19 protein-coding genes are annotated in these 20,431 nt (G+C 37.0%); all 19 read right to left on the reverse strand.

Annotation, left to right across the window (positions count from 1 at the left end; translation table 11 throughout):
* Positions 1-129: 129 nt before the first annotated feature.
* Positions 130-1,671, reverse strand: coding sequence for a degradosome RNA helicase CshA (gene cshA, locus JZO69_RS00005; RefSeq protein ID WP_207110844.1), 1,542 nt, complete (start codon positions 1,669-1,671; stop codon positions 130-132).
* A gap of 332 nt (positions 1,672-2,003) precedes the next feature.
* Positions 2,004-3,371, reverse strand: a complete 1,368-nt coding sequence (locus JZO69_RS00010; RefSeq protein WP_207110845.1) for a UDP-N-acetylmuramoyl-tripeptide--D-alanyl-D-alanine ligase — start codon at positions 3,369-3,371, stop codon at positions 2,004-2,006.
* A gap of 116 nt (positions 3,372-3,487) precedes the next feature.
* Positions 3,488-4,564, reverse strand: coding sequence for a D-alanine--D-alanine ligase (locus JZO69_RS00015; protein WP_207110846.1), 1,077 nt, complete (start codon positions 4,562-4,564; stop codon positions 3,488-3,490).
* 211 nt (positions 4,565-4,775) lie between these two features.
* On the reverse strand, positions 4,776-5,240 hold the full coding sequence (locus JZO69_RS00020) for a YaiI/YqxD family protein (RefSeq protein WP_207110847.1): 465 nt from the start codon (positions 5,238-5,240) through the stop codon (positions 4,776-4,778).
* Positions 5,241-5,270: 30 nt separating this feature from the next.
* Positions 5,271-6,281: a DNA topoisomerase IV subunit B family protein gene (locus JZO69_RS00025; RefSeq protein WP_207110849.1), complete on the reverse strand. Its 1,011-nt coding sequence runs from the start codon at positions 6,279-6,281 to the stop codon at positions 5,271-5,273.
* A gap of 230 nt (positions 6,282-6,511) precedes the next feature.
* Complete coding sequence (locus JZO69_RS00030) at positions 6,512-7,522, reverse strand: sugar kinase (protein WP_207110850.1); 1,011 nt, start codon at positions 7,520-7,522, stop codon at positions 6,512-6,514.
* 131 nt (positions 7,523-7,653) lie between these two features.
* A complete protein-coding gene (gene dagF / locus JZO69_RS00035; protein WP_207110852.1) occupies positions 7,654-8,397 on the reverse strand; it encodes a 2-dehydro-3-deoxy-phosphogluconate aldolase in 744 nt (247 codons plus the stop codon).
* Positions 8,398-8,427: 30 nt separating this feature from the next.
* On the reverse strand, positions 8,428-9,522 hold the full coding sequence (locus JZO69_RS00040; protein ID WP_207110853.1) for a DgaE family pyridoxal phosphate-dependent ammonia lyase: 1,095 nt from the start codon (positions 9,520-9,522) through the stop codon (positions 8,428-8,430).
* Positions 9,512-10,621 carry an amidohydrolase/deacetylase family metallohydrolase gene (locus JZO69_RS00045; RefSeq protein ID WP_207110854.1) on the reverse strand — a complete coding sequence of 370 codons (1,110 nt, stop codon included), beginning with the start codon at positions 10,619-10,621 and terminating at the stop codon, positions 9,512-9,514. Before JZO69_RS00045 ends, JZO69_RS00040 begins: the two co-directional genes overlap by 11 nt.
* 8 nt (positions 10,622-10,629) lie before the next feature.
* Positions 10,630-11,718 carry a DUF871 domain-containing protein gene (locus JZO69_RS00050; protein ID WP_207110855.1) on the reverse strand — a complete coding sequence of 363 codons (1,089 nt, stop codon included), beginning with the start codon at positions 11,716-11,718 and terminating at the stop codon, positions 10,630-10,632.
* A 310-nt stretch (positions 11,719-12,028) separates the two neighbouring features.
* Positions 12,029-13,348, reverse strand: a complete 1,320-nt coding sequence (locus JZO69_RS00055; RefSeq protein ID WP_207110856.1) for a PTS sugar transporter subunit IIC — start codon at positions 13,346-13,348, stop codon at positions 12,029-12,031.
* Between the two features lie 123 nt (positions 13,349-13,471).
* On the reverse strand, positions 13,472-14,137 hold the full coding sequence (locus JZO69_RS00060) for a DUF4310 family protein (RefSeq protein WP_207110857.1): 666 nt from the start codon (positions 14,135-14,137) through the stop codon (positions 13,472-13,474).
* 26 nt (positions 14,138-14,163) lie between these two features.
* On the reverse strand, positions 14,164-14,946 hold the full coding sequence (locus JZO69_RS00065; RefSeq protein WP_207110858.1) for a DUF4311 domain-containing protein: 783 nt from the start codon (positions 14,944-14,946) through the stop codon (positions 14,164-14,166).
* Complete coding sequence (locus JZO69_RS00070) at positions 14,947-15,321, reverse strand: DUF4312 family protein (RefSeq protein ID WP_207110859.1); 375 nt, start codon at positions 15,319-15,321, stop codon at positions 14,947-14,949. It abuts the gene before it with no gap.
* 149 nt (positions 15,322-15,470) lie between these two features.
* Complete coding sequence (locus JZO69_RS00075; RefSeq protein ID WP_207110860.1) at positions 15,471-15,824, reverse strand: glycine-rich SFCGS family protein; 354 nt, start codon at positions 15,822-15,824, stop codon at positions 15,471-15,473.
* Between the two features lie 59 nt (positions 15,825-15,883).
* Positions 15,884-16,222, reverse strand: a complete 339-nt coding sequence (locus tag JZO69_RS00080) for a PRD domain-containing protein (protein ID WP_207110861.1) — start codon at positions 16,220-16,222, stop codon at positions 15,884-15,886.
* Positions 16,219-18,096 (reverse strand): BglG family transcription antiterminator, encoded by a 1,878-nt coding sequence (locus JZO69_RS00085; RefSeq protein WP_207110862.1) that lies wholly within the window; start codon positions 18,094-18,096, stop codon positions 16,219-16,221. Before JZO69_RS00085 ends, JZO69_RS00080 begins: the two co-directional genes overlap by 4 nt.
* 561 nt (positions 18,097-18,657) lie before the next feature.
* Entirely contained in the window at positions 18,658-19,626 is a 969-nt protein-coding gene (locus JZO69_RS00090; RefSeq protein WP_207110863.1) for a Gfo/Idh/MocA family protein, read from the reverse strand.
* A gap of 259 nt (positions 19,627-19,885) precedes the next feature.
* The gene (locus JZO69_RS00095; RefSeq protein ID WP_242586425.1) at positions 19,886-20,227 is read right to left on the reverse strand and encodes a type II toxin-antitoxin system PemK/MazF family toxin; all 342 of its coding nucleotides are present in this window, start codon (positions 20,225-20,227) and stop codon (positions 19,886-19,888) included.
* Between the last annotated feature and the right edge of the window lie 204 nt (positions 20,228-20,431).

The following is a 20,431-nucleotide window of genomic DNA, read 5'->3' on the forward strand; positions in this document are numbered from 1 at the left end:
CATAATAATTAAAAAATTAATAAAAGAAGGTGCAACAAAGCTTAAAAGCTTTGTTGCACCCGCATAAAATCCAATAAATAGTGTAATAAAAAACAAGTTAGTTCTTATTTTCTATCTTTTATGGATTTATTAATTTGAGTTGTCTCTAATAACAAAGCTACGTTTTTTATCGTTGTGGCGTTTTGCTGAACGATTGTCTTTGCTCTTATTGTAGCCGCCACCGTTTCCAGTGCCGCCTGTGCCTTTGTTATTTTTGTTTCCACGGTAGCCACCGCCACCGTTTTTATTACGATTACGACTGTTTCCACCGCCACCGCTGCGATTGTTTTTATTGAAACCTTTTTTATTTGATGGTAAAGGTCGTTCTGGTGTAATTTTAACAGGAACAGCATCTGATGGGTCTTTAGAAATAGTTTTTAGTAATAATGCTGCTAAATCTTCAGCAGAATATTTTTCTAAAAGATCTTTAGCAGAAGCCAAATAGTTATCTAGACCATTTTCTGCAATTTTTTCTTCGACTGTTTCGATTGCTGCACCTAATTGTCCTTTAAATGCTTCTTGCTCATTTGGTGGACGTAATGGTGTCATACGTTTTTTCGTTAATTCTTCAATGACATGCAAATAGCCCATCTCATTTGGTGTAACGAAAGTCACTGACATTCCGCCTTTTCCTGCACGACCAGTACGGCCGATACGGTGAACATAGCTTTCAGGATCTTGAGGGATATCATAGTTATACACGTGTGTTACACCTGAAATGTCTAAACCACGAGCTGCAACGTCTGTCGCTACTAAGATATCTAAGTTTCCACTCTTGAATGAACGTAAAACGCTCATACGTTTTTGCTGAGACAAGTCTCCATGAATTCCTTCAGCTTTGTATCCGCGAGCTTCTAACCCACGTGCTAATTCATCTACACGACGTTTTGTACGACCAAAGACAATAGTTAACTCTGGTGTTTGAACATCTAATAAACGTGTCATAACGTCGAATTTTTCGAAGTCTTTTGAACGTACATAATATTGATCGATCAAATCAGCTGTCATTTCTTTAGCTTTGATTTTCACGTGTTCAGGATCCTTCATGAATTTCACGCCGATATTTTTGATTGCTGGCGGCATTGTTGCTGAAAATAGTAATGTTTGACGTTTTGCTGGTATTTTAGAGATAATTTTTTCGATATCTTCTAAGAATCCCATGTTCAACATTTCATCTGCTTCATCCAAAACTAATGTTTCGATTGTATCTAGTTTTAATGTGCGGCGATTGATGTGATCTAATAAACGTCCTGGTGTTCCTACAACGATATGTGGATTTTCTTTAAGTCCACGGATTTGACGGCCAATATCTGCTCCACCATATACTGCTTGTACGCGGATTTTTTTGTCGCGACCTAAACGGTATAATTCTTCTTGTGTTTGGATTGCCAACTCACGAGTTGGGGCAATAACGATTCCTTGCAATACACGGTTTGATGTATCAATTTTTTGTAACATCGGAAGACCAAACGCAGCTGTTTTACCAGTTCCTGTTTGTGCTTGTCCAATTACGTCTTTTCCTTGTAGTGCTAGAGGGATTGTTTCCTCCTGAATCGGTGTTGCTTCTTCAAATCCTGAGCGCTCGATTGATGCCAATAAGTCTGGTTCTAAGCCAAGTTCTTTAAATTTCAAATGATATCCTCCTAATAATGTTTGTTCCAGAAGAAATGTTTCTTCTTTAGTTGTGTTACAGGTGATTTGACTTTCACTAATTTTGAAAATGTTTATGGAGTCATTAAACCATCAACATAGGTTTATTTTATTTTCTCATTAGTGTTACCGAAAAATCCACCTTATGAAGCTACAGGCACTAGAAAAGCCAAACGAGTTCGTTCAGCTTTTTTAATCTTTATATTAATAGAATAGTCTTCTTCACAGAGACTATCTATTTTTCTACTTCGATCTTCCGGCAATAGGTTATTTTAGCATAGTTTTACGTTTTCAGCAAGTTTTATGAAACCTTGCTAAATTTCAAGGAGATTATTGACGACTTCATTTAATCCCATGCCATTACTAGCTTTTAAAATCACCATATCGGTTGGTTCAAGATGTGATTTTAAGGTATTCATCAAGTCTTCTTTTTCTGCTTTTTTGAAGTAATGGATCTGATTTTCTTGATATTTTTCTTTTAGCACTTGATACAAGGCATTCATTTCAGCGCCATATAAAAAGATCTCTGAAATTTCCTTTGGATTTAGATAATCACTTACTGAAGCGTGCATAGCAGCTGAATCCGGTCCTAATTCAAGCATATCGCCTAAAACAGCTACTCGTTTGCCTGCTGTCGGCATTTGGCTGAAACTCTCTAACACTAACTTCATCGCTGTTGGATTCGCATTATAAACGTCACTTAGAATTTCGATGCCACTATTGGTTTTTAACCACTCTGTGCGATTTTTAGTTAATTGAAAACTAGCTAATCCTGCTTGAATTTTTTCTTCTGGAATACCTAACCATTGACCAATACTGATAGCAATCAATGCATTACCAACATTATATTTCCCTGGAACTGGAATGGTGAATATGGTATTTGATCCATTGATTTTAAAAGAAGTTTGTTCTTTTTTCTCTTCCAAGATTGTTGCTTCACAGTTTGCTTGCTCCCAACCAAATGTTTTGATCGTTTGCGGCAACTCTTTAGTTAGCGGCTGAAGTAGTACTTCTTCGGCGGGTATCAGCAACAACCCGTCTGTAACAAGCCCTGCTGTGATTTCCATTTTCGCTTTAGCAATGCCTGCTCTTGAACCAAGATTTTCAATATGCGCCTCACCAATCATAGTAATTGCAGCAATATCAGGTCGAGCCAACCTTGATAGAAAATCGATTTCATTTGCATGATCCATTCCCATTTCCAAGATCAGTTTTTCTGTTTCATCCGGCATATGTAAAATAGTATATGGTAAGCCGATATCATTATTGTAATTTCCTTGTGTTTTATACGTTTTGAATTGTTGGGCCAAGACCGCTTCTGTCATATCTTTTGTCGTTGTTTTCCCATTACTACCCGTAATCGCAATAACTGTCGGCGTCATTTTTTTTAAATAATAAACAGCTAAATCTTGCATTGCTTTTAACGTATCAGTTACTTGTAATATTGGTAAATCATCAGGCGACGCTTCTGGTGAACTCCAAAATGCAGCGCCAGCGCCTTTGTCTACAGCACTTTTGATGAATGAATGACCATCATTTGTCCCTTTTAGCGGAACAAACAAATTTCCAGCTGTGATCAAACGACTATCAAACTCAATACCGCTGATATCAAAATCGTCCCATTGTTTCCAATTATTAACGGCTTTTGTCGCTTCAGCGACTTCCCAAAAAGTTAATTTCATTGGTGTCTCTCCCTTTTAACATAAAATAGCATCTTTTATCAACTGCTCTTTCTAACATGACTAACCATAAAAGGGCTGAGGCAAAACTTCTAGCGTTTTGCCTCCTCCCTTTGCGTTTATCTTTCGTAAAAACTTTGTCTTTGTTTAAACCGATTTAAGGCTAATTGAATCAATTCTTCGATTAGATCATTGTATTTCAAGCCCATATTTTCCCATAATAATGGATACATGCTAAATTCTGTAAAACCTGGCATCGTATTCAGCTCATTTAGGAATAATTCATTTTTGCTAGTTAAAAAGAAGTCACATCGGCTTAAACCACTACCATCTAAAATAATATAGGCTTTTTTAGCGAATTCTTGCGCTTTTTGGTGAACTTCATCAGGAACTTCTGCTGGAATCTGCATAGTAATTTGATTATCGATGTATTTTGAATTATAGTCGTAAAAATCAACATCTTTAACGATTTCGCCTGGCATTGTTGTACGTACATCTTCATTACCTAAAATCGCTACTTCGATCTCACGTGCTTCAATTCCTTGTTCCACGATTGCTCTAGAATCATAACGATAAGCTTCTTCTAAAGCATTTTGTAATTCTTCACGATTTTCGGCTTTACTGATCCCCACACTTGAGCCCATGTTTGCTGGTTTAACAAACACTGGATAGATCAACGAACCTTCACATTGTTCAAAGACTTTTTTAGGATTTTCTTTCCAATTACTTTTTAGTACAGGGACAAATGGAACTTGTGGAATCCCCGCTGTTTGTAATAGGTATTTTGTCATGATTTTGTCCATTGCATTTGCACTTGCCAAGACACCAGCACCAACGTAAGGTAAGCCCAATGTTTCTAAAAATCCTTGGATCGTTCCATCTTCTCCGTTAGGTCCATGTAATACTGGAAAAACGATTGTATCTTCTTCTTTGATTTCACAAGGCATGATCACTTTACCAGTGTATTCGCCCCATTTGTCTACTTCACCGTTATCAGACCATGTCAGTTTAAGGATATCCTGACTTTCTGGTTTTTCTGACAGAAGAGGCCCTTTTACCCATTGCCCCTCTTTACTGATATAAACCAGTTGAACTTGGTAATAATTATAATAAATCGCATTTAAAACAGAATAGGCAGACAATATCGACACATCGTGCTCTTCACTTCTCCCACCATATAGCAAAGTAATCTTCAAATGCTGTTCCTCCTAAATTTTCTTCTATTATTGTTGTATCCTAATGATGAATTCAAAATAGCTCTTTCATATTTTAGCATAAAAGCATTAACCAGAATAGAAAAAAATCGTATCAGCATTTTTTTCTAACTAGAAGAATATTTTTTATTTATTCGGTTTAAGAGAGCTTACTTTTAAAAAAAATAACAAAAATCATTGTGGTATAAGTCCATCAATCTCTAGGTGTCAATTCATTTTTTTCCTTGATCAACGCAATCAATTTTTCTTTAAATTTGTCCCGATCCGCTTGCGTGAAAGCCTTCGGTCCTTTTGTATGACCACCACTTTTTCTAACTTTGGCACTAAAATAGCGCTGTTCCAGTAATCCGTCAATATTTTCACCTGTGTATTCATAGCCTAGCTGATGCAAAACTCTTACGCCTTTAGGCAAAACCAATGAGGCTAAACCGTAATCTTGAGTCACTAAAATATCTCCACTTCGAATCAACTGAACAATCTTATAATCAGCCGCATCGGCACCTTTGTCTACATAAACAAAAGAAACATTTTTGGGATATTCTTTCAACGAATAATGATCAATACTCGTCACGATCACAACATCGATTGAATAAACCAGAGCCGTTTCGATCGTACTTTCTTTCACTGGTGAACCATCACCATCAATAAAAATCTTCATGAGCGCACCTTTCAATTATTATGCCTAGTTTTAGTTTAAATACCAAGCAGGATGTCGTTTTAAAAAGATCGAGACTTCATCGAAAACAGCTTCTTTTACGATTTTGTACAACTCTGGGTTTCTAATTTTCTTTTTGACAGCGCCCGTATATCTCGGTCGTTTGACACTGATGGAAAGAACAACATCAAAACGTTCAGGAAAATTATCTGTTGTTAGATACTTCAATCGATTGGTTTCCTCCAAGAACTGATTAATCGCATCTACTGTTCCTTGAACAAAACCATCTAAATGTGTTCCACCATCAGAAGGTAAATGTCCGTTAACAAAACTATCTTTAACACTAGTAGAGCCATTCTTTGATATGACCGCTTGGATCGTCACACCTTCGCTGACCGTATTGATGATCAGCGGCTGACCGCTACGAGTGATGCTGTCATCTTTTTGAAAAATATATTCCACAAGTCCTTGTTTATAATGGAAATAATTTTTTTGTTTTTTTCCATCTGTCAATGAAATCGTTAATCCACTGTTTAGCATCGCTAACTCTTGGCAACGATTAAATAGGACAAAATAGGATAGTGGCTTGTTACCAAATAACGTTTCATCTGGCGTAAAGGCTAATTCGATTCTTTGACCTTCATCTTCTGACGGAATCAATGCTTTTTTATTTAATTGTCCGTGTTGATATATTTGAATCGTTCGCTTACCCAACTTTTCTATCCCAAAGCCTAATTGCTCCGACAATGCATTGACAACAGAAAGGAACAGATAGGGCGGCGTAAATTGCTCTTCAGGACTTTTATCTAAAAATAACCCTTTTTTACTGAAAAAAGAAAAAATAAATTGTTTATCCGAAAGTTCGATCGAAAGCTCTGCTTGTGTTAAATCGCCTGCTACGTACAGCAATTGATCCAGCACTTGCAATACCATACTTTCCAAGCCAGTTGGACCAATCCCGCCAATGTACATACTTGGTCGTTTTCGAATACTATCTTTCAAAACATCATCGTCTAGTGCTTTCCAAATATTTTCATCAGTCACGTTGATCTCCTCCTGAAAACAAACTTTTTTATATAAAAATAACGTATAAATAATAGCTTTTGTTCCCTAAGCATACCAATTTATCTTAGCCACGTAAATGGTTTCGCTAAATTACCTACTTATTCATTATAATGAAAAAGAGAGGAAAACAAAAGCGAGGGCGAAACAAAAGTAAAAAATACTTTTGTTTCGCCCTCTAAAACCAACTATACGCTGGTTTCCTCTTTTATTTATCGAATCAAATCTACAGTTGGCTGTTCCATAAGATGTCTGACTTGTTTACGTGTGGTCAACGGTACATCTCCTTGAATCGTATGAGCTAAAACACCGTTAGCTGTGGCAAAATCTACAGTTTCAATCAATGTCCAATTCTCAATAATCCCTAGAAGAATTCCCGATGCGTAACCATCACCTGCCCCGATTCGATCTAAATTTATGATCTCTCGCGGTGCTGACTTGACGTAATGCTCTGAATCAAATAAAAAACCAGTTAAATAGTGTTTGTCTTGATCACTTTGACGAATTGTTCCAGCAAAGTTTTTAATCTGATATTTTAGCATAAATCTGTGAACCAGATCTTCAAATTGACTAGATAAACCCAAACTTTCGTCGATCGACATTCCTAATAAATCAGTCAAATCGCGCGCACTCCCAAAAACGTAATCACAATATGGTAACATTTTTTCATATTGTTCCTTCATAAATGCAACACCATGCGCTTCATTTAAGCTTGGTCGAAAATTAAAATCAAAACAAACTTTTTTGCCCTTAGTATGCGCTTTTTTTGCCAAAACAAAGGCAGCATCTCGTGTTTGTTCTGTCAAACTTAGAGAAATTCCACAAATATGAACGAAATCGATTTCGTCTAATATGGTGTCAAAATCATAATTTGATCCATCACTCATACCAAATGAGCTATTTCGACGATTTTGATAAGTTACTTGTGTCGGTCTTGGGCCAAACCCCATTTCAGCAAAATAAGAGCCGATATGATCACCCGTTGTTCCAATCCAATGATCTTGGATACCTAATTGGCGAATACTTGCTTTGGCAGCTTCACCGATACGATTGTCGGGCAGATTCGTTATCAAGCTTGTTTGACAACCGAAATGAGCTAGATTACTTAAAATATTTACTCCTGTACCTGTAAAATCTAAACGTAATTCCTTCGTTTGTTCCAACATCAAATATTCTGGCGGAGTCAAACGCATCATTATTTCACCAAAAGCTGCAATTTTCATCGTGATCCCTGCCTATTTCCTAGATTTAAATACTAAGACTTTGGTATAAAGATAAAATTCGAATGCGGCATAAAGCACCGCAGTCAAATTTTCCTATTTTACCATCAGTCCTGGACGAGCACTTTTAGCTTTTATTTTTTTAATGTATTTTTGATCATACCTAGTAATGTTTTTACATCTTCAGGTCTTGTGTCACCTGTTTCTGAATCTATGATTGAGCTATATACGTGAGGAATAATCTTCTTAACGCCTGTATCTACGGCGATTTGGACGATTTCTTCAAAGTTTTCTAAATCGATTCCGCCTGTTGGTTCTAGGTAGAAATCATATTTCGCACACGCTGCTGCAACTGCTTTGTATTCTTCGATATGCGCTAAGCCTTTCATTGGGAAAAATTTGATTGAGCTGCCGCCCATATCTTGTAATAAACGAATTGCTGTTTCGATCGTTACTTCTCCTGCTGGTGTTTGTGAACTTAATGGTCCTGTAGCGATATTAACGATTCCTACTTTACCAGTTGGAGATACTAGACCGTTAACAATCGTTTCATTTTGCCCTAATAAAGCACGTGATGTACCCACGCCTGTGAAAACTTGGTTCACATGTTGAGGTTGTAAATCTTTAGAAATTCTTGAAACCATTTGACTTTGATTCGGGTCTCCTGCACCTAGACCGACTGATAATGCATTGTTGGTTTCTGCAGCATATTTTTTCATATCTTCGATTGCCGCTTCATCAGTTGGGTAGTTTTTAGATAATACACCTAAAACGATGTGCCCTTCGGCTGCTTCGTAACAGTCTTTAGCGTTTTCTACTGAGTTGGCTAAAACGTTTAAACAAATGCGGTCTTCTAAATAGTTTGGTGTTAATGTCATAATTGTTTCCTCTTTTCCAAAATAGTTTTTTTAGTTCATGATTGTTGTTATTCGTGTTACGATTTTAGTCATTTCTTCTTCATTGACTGAACGGATATCAAATTCGATAATCCCGTTATTGGCTTGGTATTCACGCGTATAAATCGCTGGGCTTTCAGCTTTTAATTCTTCAATAACTTCTTTCGCTGACTTTTCTCCACTGATCTTGATACTCGCTCTGTAAATATCTCTGCCAGCGCCATCTTGAACGCTTTTGGCTTCAATATTGTTTATTTGATTTAATGCTGCGATAAATGGTGCTAAACGTGCTTGCATCGATGTGCCTGATTCACTGCCGTTTTTCACATAATCTTCTACAGCTTGGGTAAATCCTAAAATGTTATCTTTGCCGATCTTCATCGCCCGTCCGATCCCTTTTCCTTGCAGACGAATCCATTCGATGTATGTTTTTTTGCCGATAACTAAACCAGCACTTGGTCCTTCGATTGCTTTTGCTCCACTGTAAATCACAAGATCCGCGCCTGCTTCGATGTATTTGAATAGATCTTCTTCAGCTGCAGCATCAACGATCAAAGGTAGCTTGTGTTTTTTAGCCACAGCTGCGGCTTCTGCCACACTTAACATACTCTTTTGAACTGTGTGATGACTCTTAATGTACAAAATTGCGGCCGTTTGATCTGTAATCATCATTTCGATATGTTCTGGTGAACACATATTGGCGTAACCTGCTTCAATCACTTGTCCGCCGCCTTGTTCCACCATCACTTCAACAGGTGTCCCATAATCCACATTATGTCCTTTCGGGAGGATAATTTCACGTTTGGTGATTTTATCCGTATATGGATGATAAGCGTGATAACTTGAGCCTTCACCGATTAAAGCAGCCACACTTTGAGCGATTCCAGCAGAAGCAGAAGAAACGACTTGAGCATCTTCAACATTCAATAATTTAGCTAAATAAGCACCAGTCTGAATACTTAACTCATTCATTTCAAAGAAATGTTCGCCACCGAACTTTTGAGCCGCTAAGACCTTTTCTGAAACTTTTGAAACACCTAGAATCGTCATTCGGCCTGAAGCGTTGATGACTTCTTTTAAGTTGAATTTTTCGTAACTAATTGTCATAAACTGTTCCTCCAATAATGGTTTTTACAGGTTTGATCAATTCTTTTGCTTCTCTGGTAAAGCCATTTGAATCAGTCAAGGTCTTTTGACCCATTTCGATCTTAAAGATCGTGATATCGCCATCGTAGCCTTCTTTCAAGTGACCTTTTGTATCGAAGTGGAAATTTTCGGCAGGAGTTGCTGTCACTTTTTCGATAATTTCAGCCCATTCATAACCTACCACACGTAATTTTTCCATCGTTGTCGCTAAATCATGTACAGGTCCTGTTTCACGATTACGGATGTAAATATCTGTACTAATTGATGCTGCTTTCATGCCTTGTGCTAAAGCTGTTTCAGCAACATGGAAGTTAAAGCTGTCCGTTCCATGACCAATATCAAATACAATCCCTTTATCATATGCCGCAAAAGCAAAATCTTTAATTTTATCTGTTGCTTGGTCCAAGATACCATTAGGTTTTCCATTAAAACAGTGAGTCAAGACATCGCCTTTAGACATATGCGCTAAAATTTCATCTAATTCTGGCGGTGCTGAACCAATATGCACCATTAAAGGCAAGTTATTATTGTCTTTTTGGATTTTTTTAGCCATTTCTAATGGTGTGATTCCGTTGTCCCCAATGACTGTTTTACTCATACGAGCTTTGATTCCTACAACAAAATCTGGTAGTTCAGTTAAGGCTTTATGGACTAACTCTTCTTTGATTTTACTTAAATCAGCTAGTTCATCTTGCTCAACAATTCCCCATTTTGAAATATTAATTAAAGCATGTACATTGGTTTTTGCTTCTTTGGCTAAGTCATAAAATTCATGGATATTTTCTGCGCCTGTAGTTCCTGCATCTATTACCGTGGTTACGCCTTTTTTAACACCAATTTCATCTGGAAAATCATAATACAAAGTCATTTTCTCGAAGCAATGGACATGATCATCGATCCAACCTGCTGATAGATATGTGCCAGCATCTAATTCAATCAATTGTTTGCTCTCTGCTTCGATTTTTTCTGAAACTTTCGCGATTTTTCCAGCGTTAATGGCGATTTCTATTGGTTTACCATCAATGGTTTGCCCATTTTTTATAATTAAGTCGTAACTCATCTTATCCCCTACTTTTCTTTAAATCTAAATTTCGTCCAGGGTTTTACAAAATCCAACAACAACAATTCTTTCTCTGTTATTTGACCTACTTTATTTTTACGGTCATCTGAATGCGGCTGTAAAACAACCTGTAATTCATTTTTATACTTTCCAAATCCATCATTACCGATCACAACATCACCCACTTGAAACTCTAGCGTATTGTCATGTGCAGGATTGGCTTTATCTTTATATTTTTTACGAACTTCCGTTGAGCGAACCACCTGATCTGTGATATCACCACGACGGAAATGTTGCTCCGTTAAAGTGATTTCTTTTTCAACCTCACTAGCCTCATTAGTAAATTCAATTGCCAATTCAAGTTGATAGCGGCTTAAACTGCCTAATAATTCCAATTCTTCATCGGAAGCATACGCATTACCAATAATCACATCATCGATCAAACCTGTCGCAAATAAATGTTTTGCTTGAACGTCCACTGGTAAATGGCGGTGTAATTCAAGTGTAGGCAATCCATCATTTACATCCCAAGGACCAATTGTCCCCGCTTGAGAATTGATAAACGCCGCGGTCCGAATCCCATGTTTTTTAAAGCGAACACTGCATCGTTCAAAGAAATCATACGGTAAAGCTGTGCCTTCCTGCGGGTAAAAATTATGACATCCATATAAAAATGGAACATTGGCTTCATACGTCAAAATATTATCCAAATAAGCCACATCGTTACTCATATTCAATTCAATCGCCAAGTCAAATGGATTAAACGTCAACCTCGCTTCTTTATTCCCATCAAAACCAGCATCTAAACGAATACCGTCAGCTCCAGTTTCATAAAAGAAGGTCAAATCATCATATGAAATTTCCAACTCATCAAAAATATTCGGTGCTACATCTAAAATCGTTTCATAACCTAAATCTTTTGCATAAGCGATCAATGATTTGAATTTTTCTTTTACAACTTCTTTGCCTTCCGTTACTTCTAACATACTCATAAAAATCCGCGAAAAACCACATTCACTGGCTTTTTTTAAATAAGCTTTATCTTTATCTATCTCACTGTGATCTGGGTAAACAGATACACCTAATGCTCTTTTCATTGCTTTTACCCTCGCTTTATATGGTCGAATTTATTACGATATTTAAAAGAAAGTACTGAACTACAAAAAATGGTCACAGTCCCCACTATAAATATAGGCTGTCTGACTAAGATTCCAATCACAATCGAAACAAAGATCAAACCAATTGAACCAATACATAAATGAAGTAACCGTAAATCAGTTAATTTTGCAGGTAGCCATTTTCTTTCAATTATTACTTGACTAAGAATAAAAAATACAATAAACCAAATTATCATGACCTTAATCACCAAAGAGGATAGTAATGTTACTACCCTCCCTCTCTTCTTAATTAAACAGTGGCTTTTGCTTTTTGTTCAGCTGCCAACTCTTCTGCTTCTTTATCTAACTGTTGTTTTTCATATACTTTGAAGAACGGGTAGTAGATCGCCAAAGTAATCGCGAAATTAACACAGACAAGAATTGCTGCTGGAACGCTCCAGTTTGTACTCATCCAAGCGGCGACCGGCGCAGGTATTGCAAATGGTAAACGAGCGGCCATCATTGGAATCAAATCTGTCACTGTTAAGAAATAAGAAAATGTTGTTGTGATCAGTGGTGCTACGATAAATGGAATCCCTAAAATTGGGTTCATTACGATCGGTGTACCAAAAATCACAGGTTCATTAATATTGAATAATCCTGGTAAGAAGGACAAACGTCCTAAACTTTTCAAGTAAGTTGATTTAGAAAACATCATTAAAACGACTAAAGCTAGTGTTGTACCGGCACCGCCGATCCAAATAAACCATTGTAAAAATTGTTCCGTAAAGATATTTGGTAAATTATGAACAGAAGCACCTTCTTGAAAGGCAAGTGTATTTTCAGCTATCGACATATCCCAGAATGGTCTGATAACAGGTCCCATAATTGCTGGCCCGTGAATCCCTAAAACCCAGAAGAAACAGATCAAGAAGACTGTCAATAATCCGCCAAACAAGCTATTGCCTGCTAACGTATCTTTTAACGGCATCAACAATGTGCTTAAGAATCCATTCAAATCAAAACCAATAACATGACGAATCACCCAGAATAGTAATAAAATCACAGCACCTGGAATCAAAGCAATAAACGAATTTGACACTTCTGGCGGAACGCCATCAGGCATTTTGATCGTAATATCTCTTTGAATAAAGAAGCGATAAATTTCAACAGATATCAGTGCGGTCACGATTGCACCAAACAACGAAGCTGAACCTAAATTAGCTAAGTTGACGTAGCGTCCAGCACCAATAACATCTTTAACATCTTCAAAAACTCTTGTTGGAGGAGCAGCTGTTACTAAAAAGGCCATCACCGCTAAGATTCCACATGTTAAAGAGTCTAACTTATAACTATTTGCCAAAGAAGAAGCAATCCCAAATGTTGCATACAAAGCCAACAATCCCATCGTATAACGTGAAGGAATATCTAAAACTGCCTGATACGGTTCAATAAACTTCGTATACGAGTCAATCGGAATATTTTGGAACACTGTAAAAAACGCACCTACGATCGTCAAAGGCATAGTTGCAATAAGTCCTTTTCTAATCGCAGTCATATGACGCTGCGAGCCAAATTTATTAGCAATCGGCATCAATTTTACTTCCATCCACTGCACAAAACCATTCATTTCTTTTGTCCTCCGTTCAAAAAATTAGTATGAATAAAAAGTCGAATTATTTCCCATTCATAATAACATGGTAACATTATAATGTAAACGGTTTTCAAAAGAAAAGTGCAAGATTATTGAAGTTTAGCTTGGTAAATCTACCGGGAAAATTGCACCAAAAATCATTGCGCCTAAAATCGCACCACCAGCAATTGGTTTTTTCCATACATAGAAAATGACTGCGCCAATAATTGAACCAATTCCGATCGGAGCAGAAGCGCCACATGCACTAATGATGATCAATGGACCTAAGAAACGACCTGACGCATTTCCTGCGCCCATCATCACATCTGCGCCAAAAGTAGAATTTGATTGATTGATCGTAAATTTACGAATCATAATAATAATTCCACCAATAACGATTCCAAGAAGCATACCCGTTAATAATGACAAGCTAAAGTTTGTAAGAGGTGCTTCAATACCCATGCTCAAAAGAATCGCTGGAACACCAATCCCAACACCTGTTAAGATTGCACCGCCAATATCTAAAATCCCCACCAGTGAACCTTCTAAAATACGAGCAAACAAGAAACTTGCGCCAAATGCTGCGGCTGCTCCATATGATCCGCCATCCATTCCCGCTTTTAACATCGCAACAATTGCTACTTCATTAAATGCCCCAACACCATAAACAAAATACATATGGGTTCCAGCAAACACACCTGCTGACAACAGACCTACTAAAATTGGAAATGACCAATCAGCAAACCAAAAATTCTTTTTTCCTTCTAACTCTACTATTTCATCCATTACAGTTTCCTCTCTTTCTATTTACATTATTTACCGATACTGAAAACATCATGCATGTTTTGTAACCAAACAGGAATTTGCAAACGGAAGCTTTCGATCATTTGTAAATCGAATCCCCGGAAAAAAGCACTGAATACAAATAATAGAATAACTGCTGCCATCATACTTTTAGTTACCTTATTCCAGCCAATTTCATCGACACCTTTACCAATTAAAATCCCTAAAACAACACCAGGAACAGCATTGCCCATAATCATTGTTGCAAGACCCCCGAAAATCGTTGCCCATAAACCTGAACGTTTTCCAGCATCAATTGCTGCTAACCAAAATAGTACTGGCATCACTGTGTTGATTAATAAATTTGCAGCTGGTACTAAAACTGCCACAGCTGTAACTTGTAATGACTCTGGAATTGCTGAAGCTGTTGTATTCAAGAAAGCTACAAGCAGCATCCCAACCACTGCACCTGAAATTCCCATTTTCTTAGGATTGTGCATAGTCTCAGCAACATTTTTGTTTTTTACTAATAATGCAGCGGCTGCCCAGTTAGGAATAACACGGTGATCCACATCTTGTGTAAATGCACCTGCTCCAACAGTTGATGCCCAAGCATTAAAGAAGAATCCTAATCCAAATGAGAAATGACTAGCCGCATCTCCTTCACAAGCATTCATCTCACCTAATGTTCTAAATGCGCCTAATCCTTGTGTACTTGGTGCATGGAACATTCTTGCTGCCCCTGCTCCTGCTGCAAATCCAACTAATCCCCCAATCAATAACGACTTGAGTAAAACAACTAACACGTCCATTTAATTTGCCTCCTTATGCATTCTTTTTTTCTTGCCAAAAGGGATGGGAAGACCATTTGGATCGGCAACTCTTTTTTCAACAAACGGAACAGTTTCCATCTCAATCAATGTGATCTCTACTTCAACATCCAGCAACACACGATAATCCGCACGCGTACGAGGTAAAAAGAAAAAGAAGAATCGTTCCGTAAAGGTTTCTTGTTCTGCTTTAACAATTTGAATATCAAGCGGCTCAATGCGTACAATCACATCATTTTTTTCTTTCAGTACACGATTGTGGATTTGGTTCAACGCATTTGCAAACGCCTGATTCTTTTCTTTCCCAGTTCCCTCGACTTGAATGATCTGCCGTTGCTTCGTTGTTACTTTTTCCATTGGACTTTCCTCCCCATAATTTAAAAGCTGAACAGGCTCATTTAGCGTTGACTGAAAAATAGGAAAATATGACTGAGGTGCTTTTTGCCTCATTCATATTTTATCTTTTTTCCGAAAGGCTAGCCTGTAAAGCTAAATGTTTCAAATGATTATCCGTTCTTTTTCACGTATGCTTCAACGATTCGTTTGCCTAATTCTTCTTGATCCATAAACCCAAAGCCTAAAACTGTTTTTCCATCATTGATTGCAGTCACACCTTCATCAATAGAGCGCATGCCGTGACGTTCTGGATAACCATATTTTGTAGCTGCTGTTAACGCTCCTGCACCACCGCTTCCGCAAAATGAAATGCCTAAGTCAGCATTTTCCTGCTGCATCACATCACCTAAACGCATATCTGCACCCATACCTGGAACGACGACAGCTTTTCCTCCTGCTGCTTCTACACCTTTTGCAACATTTTGACCTTTACCTAAACGATCTGCGATTACTACTGTTACCATTATTAATTCCTCCAATTTTTTTATTTAAAAGCTGATAATCAATACTCCAGCTCTTCTTTCTATCCTTCGTTTTGTCTTGCTGCTTCAAAATGAATCGATAAAACATACAGTTCATCTTGGGGCAGATTTCCAATGTGCTGAACCACTTTATCAGCAATCATCAATGCTTCTTTTGAGACTTCTTCAAACATTACTGGATCAACACCAGACATTTTTTCGTCTGCTTTCGATCTCTTGATCATTTCATTGACGTGATTGATTAAGATCGTCCATTGTAATTCCGTTGGCTGGATAGCTTGTTCTTTTAATAGCTCATTGATTTTTTCCAATGATGCTTCCAACTCTACTTTATAAGGACTCTCGTCAATTATTTTTTGAGCATCGTCATTTAACTTCATACGTGCTCCTCCTCTCTTATATAATTCAATAAAGCAGTGATTTCTGCTTGATTAACCATTAAATCATTTTTGGCAAAAATCTGTTCGATTTGCCCGACTAATTCTTGCTGCGCCAATAAGGTTTCTTTCACAATATTCCCTTCATTCTCGTACTGGCTGTCAAAGGTGATTCGATGAACCATCAACATCACATGGAGTAAAAACGCTTCTTTATACTCTTGCGTCAGCTTTTCAGCAAAGGCTTTAAGTAATTCTTCATAAATCACATAGGTCCGCACAAGAATATCTCGGCTTTCAGTTTCGATTCCTTGTTTTTCTTTGATTTGCTGGCGAGGAATCAATCGTGGGACTTTTCCTGATTGCGTATGTGTCAATATTTTATTGACTTCCTCTTGGATACTATGGATGTCTGCATCTGTCGGCAATGGATTGACTTTGATAAACGGCCGATTAACTATTTCTATCGGAAAAATACTCAAAACCAAGTCTGGATTTTTTTCTTCTATAACATCCACTGCATTCAAGACTGAAGCAAACCCTGCAATTTCAACATTAGAAACTTCTTCTAAAATTTTTTGTTCAATAAGACTGGTTACGCCTAACCCTGTCGAACAAACATAAACGATTCGTACCACTTTTACTTCATGCAAATTTTTTTCATAAGCAACTAAAAAGTGCAAGGCAATATAGGCAATAAACGAATCATTGATCAGTAACGCTGATCCGACGATATCACTTTGACTGGCATGTTGAATAGCTGAAAATAATTGCGGATACTTTGCCTTGATATCATCTACAAAAGGATTATACTCATTAATAAACAGATGCTTTTTCGTTAAACGTAAGGATAAATGTGCGAACAGATTCGTAAACAGCTGCTGATCTCGATAAAAAGGAAAATTGATTTCTTCTGAAACATCTTTGATCAACTCTCCGGTCAAACCAACAATATCCTGCTGATTATTTGCTACAAATACATCACTGTAAATATAAAAATACTCATCTGCCAAAAGCGGGAGCTCATAATGATCGAACACTTTCTTCATCAATAAAAATGGTAATTCCTGTTTTTGCTGCAACATTTTTTGGTTGGTCAACATCTTATAACCACCAACTGTGTGATGTAGCTGCATTCTTGACGCTGCGATTGCCACCCTTAAGGTGATTGAAAGAATCTCAGCATAATTAAATTGATCAAATAGCGAAGGATCTAAAAGATTGGTCATTTCTTTCAGCGCAACTTGATAGATTTTTTGAAAAATTGTATTGACGCCAACATGAACTTCCTGCATTTTTTTCTGTTGTCCAGATTGAACAAAGTAGCTCATGATTTGATAGATATCATATTCCGTTATTTCTTTTTGGGTAATGTATTCCATCAACAAACGTATTTTACTTTCTTTACCATGGATTGAAAATCCCTGACGACTTTGACGATTTAGTGCAAGATCATAAACCTGAATTTGTTCTTCCACACGGTCTAAATCACTGATGATCGTATTTCTACTGACTTGCAGATCATCCGCCAACTCTTGAGAGGTTAAACATTTCGAAGCTAACAACAAGCGAAAAATCAGTTGATTCACTCGTAATTCTTGATCTGGATATGTTTCAAATCTTTCCACTTCGATAATTTCATTTTTTAAGGTCAACCGTTCTGAATCCGGTATCTCTAGCCAAATCCCTTTGTTTCGGCGCGTCTGCAGTACAACATTTTGTTCTTTGAACCAATCTCTGACATTATCTAAATCATATTTGATCGTCCGAACACTAACATGGAAGGTCTCTGCCAACTCTTTTGTTGTAACACTGTCTTCTAAATCTAAAAGCAACAACAAGATTCTTATTTCTCGTTTTGATAAGTGCAGTGACATCCTACTCACCAACTTTCTTTCCCTTACACTTGAACTATAGCTTGATTTTTATTGCATCACAACACAAAAAAGTTGCACTTACACAAGTGCAACTTTCTTAGTATACTATTTTATTTGGAAATTTCACATTCCTTTATTCGTTATTTTATAGTATGCATTCACAGCTTTCCAAGCGTGAATACTGGGTTTCCTTGCTTTTTTTAGTGCAATCCAAATTATCTAATATGAAATATTTTTTTGCACCAATTATCCATTACTATTTTTGACAACAGATTAATATAACAATGCGGCTGACATATTATTGCCTTGCACAGCAAAAAAGAAGACCGAAGTCTTCTTTTTTACCACAGTATTTATAAAAATAAATAGATAACATCTTCTCCACAAAAATATTTATCCGACACGCCTACATCCGGTAGGTATGATTTAACATATGTGCCTCTGTTGTTTTGTCAATCACTAGCCGTCAAAACGGAACAGCCGAAGCTATCTGATTGAGTCAACTCGTCGCATGAGGTTACTTTAACACAGATAAAACACGATTGCAACTTCTTCTACGATTTACTTGTCATCTTCCAGCCACTCATTATATAACTGATCCACTAAACGTACAGTGTCCAATGTCATACGCTTTGTCATCACAGGACTTTCCAACAAGCTTTTTTGCAGGCAGTCGTTCACATGATCCACTTCAAAAACAAATTCACTTTCAAAGTCAACAGTCAATATTTTAGAATGTCCTTTCTCATCATAAATAATAGCTTGATTCGTCTTCCAAAAATAAGGAATTTCTATTCGACCCTTTTCACCATAAATCGTCAGGTTACTAGGAATGTCTAATTTCACTGAGATAAAAATATTACCTAGTACTTGATTTTGAAACTTCAAAGCCAGATTCACTTGGTCATCCGTTACACCTTTTTTTCTCGTAACACTTCCATGGTATTCATCGATCGACTGATCAAGCATAAATTGCATATACTGCAAAGGATAACTGCCTGATCCATGTAGCGCTCCACCGCCAGCATCCAATGAATGAAACCAACTGATATGATCCACGCTAGGATACGCCGTCACCGACTGAATCCAACGTATGTCACCAATTTGATTTTGCTGGATTGCTTTTTTGACCTGTAAACTAATTGGTAGAAAAACCGATTTTTGTGCTTCCATTAAGAAACAGCCATTTTTTTCTGCTAATTCAAAAAGTTCTTCTGCTTGGTCAATTTTCAAAGTGAACGGTTTTTCAACTAAAACATGCTTGTGATGCATCAATGCCATTTTAGCTGCTTCATAGTGACCTTTATTGTAGGTAGCTACATAGATGACCTCTACTTGATCATCCTGACATAATTCTTCATAGCTTCCGTAAGCTTTAGAAATCCCTAATTTTTCTGCCATTTGATTTGCTTTATCCAAACTTCGTGAAGCGATTGCTATCGCTTCTCCAGCTCTACTTTTTTTGATACCTTCTACAAATCTAGGAACGATTTGGGCCGTACTTAAAATCCCATAGCGAATTTTTTTCATCTACCTCAACTCCTATGACTATACTATAGCCATAAATTCTGAAAAATTCAAAAAATTTCTTTATGCTCCATTCTCTTGATCAGATAAAAAATAAGAGGATAAAACAAACACTAGTCCAGCGCTTGTCTTATCCTCTATTCTCAATTATTCAAAAAAGCATATTCGCGAATCGTTCGGTTTAACTTATCGTACAACCTTAGTTTTTCAATCCATTATTTACGAATATTTATGTATATCTTTACCTATGTACTACTCCCATTTAACGAATACCAATACTTATTTTCAGTGCTTGGTTGACCTTCAGCATATCCTCTTCATGTAAATGACAAATTTTGTGAAGAATTCGTTCTTTATCCAGCGTTCGGATTTGTTCTAGTAATACCAGTGACGGTGTCATTCGATCGTCATGCGGTATATCCACTTTGACCTGCGTTGGTTGCATTTTCTTATTCACATTCCTAGTAATAGGTGCAACAATCAACGTTGGGCTAAATAAATTTCCCTTATTATTTTGAATAATTAATACTGGCCTAATTCCCCCTTGCTCTGAACCAACAACAGGCGAGAGATTTGCATAAAAGATTTCTCCCCTTCGCATCATAATACTTTATCACCCCTAACTCACAAAAACTTCTTCCGTGTAAATTATATCATGCTTTTATGGTAAAATTTTTCAATATTTTGTACCAACCACTGAAATCTTTGATAAACTTTCAAAAAAAGAGGATTTCATGAGAAAAAAACACCAAATAATTCTTATTTAAAAATCGAACTATTATAACTACATTTTTTCATTTTCGAGCGC

This window comes from Candidatus Enterococcus ikei, from assembly GCF_017316105.1.
GTDB classification, from domain to species: domain Bacteria; phylum Bacillota; class Bacilli; order Lactobacillales; family Enterococcaceae; genus Enterococcus_L; species Enterococcus_L ikei.

What these genes read in the sequence shown, in the direction of transcription:
- JZO69_RS00075 (WP_207110860.1), bottom strand. Translation starts at nt 15,824, where the DNA reads ATGGTAACAGTAGTAATCGCAGATCGTTTAGGTAAAGGTCAAAATGTT.
- JZO69_RS00030 (WP_207110850.1), bottom strand. Translation starts at nt 7,522, where the DNA reads ATGAAAATTGCAGCTTTTGGTGAAATAATGATGCGTTTGACTCCGCCA.
- JZO69_RS00095 (WP_242586425.1), bottom strand. Translation starts at nt 20,227, where the DNA reads ATGATGCGAAGGGGAGAAATCTTTTATGCAAATCTCTCGCCTGTTGTT.
- JZO69_RS00070 (WP_207110859.1), bottom strand. Translation starts at nt 15,321, where the DNA reads ATGGAAAAAGTAACAACGAAGCAACGGCAGATCATTCAAGTCGAGGGA.
- JZO69_RS00020 (WP_207110847.1), bottom strand. Translation starts at nt 5,240, where the DNA reads ATGAAGATTTTTATTGATGGTGATGGTTCACCAGTGAAAGAAAGTACG.
- JZO69_RS00060 (WP_207110857.1), bottom strand. Translation starts at nt 14,137, where the DNA reads ATGGATGAAATAGTAGAGTTAGAAGGAAAAAAGAATTTTTGGTTTGCT.
- JZO69_RS00085 (WP_207110862.1), bottom strand. Translation starts at nt 18,096, where the DNA reads ATGTCACTGCACTTATCAAAACGAGAAATAAGAATCTTGTTGTTGCTT.
- dagF (WP_207110852.1), bottom strand. Translation starts at nt 8,397, where the DNA reads ATGACATTAACACCAAACTATTTAGAAGACCGCATTTGTTTAAACGTT.
- JZO69_RS00055 (WP_207110856.1), bottom strand. Translation starts at nt 13,348, where the DNA reads ATGAATGGTTTTGTGCAGTGGATGGAAGTAAAATTGATGCCGATTGCT.
- JZO69_RS00040 (WP_207110853.1), bottom strand. Translation starts at nt 9,522, where the DNA reads ATGACAATTAGTTACGAAAAATTCAACTTAAAAGAAGTCATCAACGCT.
- JZO69_RS00045 (WP_207110854.1), bottom strand. Translation starts at nt 10,621, where the DNA reads ATGAGTTACGACTTAATTATAAAAAATGGGCAAACCATTGATGGTAAA.
- JZO69_RS00090 (WP_207110863.1), bottom strand. Translation starts at nt 19,626, where the DNA reads ATGAAAAAAATTCGCTATGGGATTTTAAGTACGGCCCAAATCGTTCCT.
- JZO69_RS00050 (WP_207110855.1), bottom strand. Translation starts at nt 11,718, where the DNA reads ATGAAAAGAGCATTAGGTGTATCTGTTTACCCAGATCACAGTGAGATA.
- JZO69_RS00010 (WP_207110845.1), bottom strand. Translation starts at nt 3,371, where the DNA reads ATGAAATTAACTTTTTGGGAAGTCGCTGAAGCGACAAAAGCCGTTAAT.
- JZO69_RS00080 (WP_207110861.1), bottom strand. Translation starts at nt 16,222, where the DNA reads ATGAAGTTAAATGACGATGCTCAAAAAATAATTGACGAGAGTCCTTAT.
- JZO69_RS00065 (WP_207110858.1), bottom strand. Translation starts at nt 14,946, where the DNA reads ATGGACGTGTTAGTTGTTTTACTCAAGTCGTTATTGATTGGGGGATTA.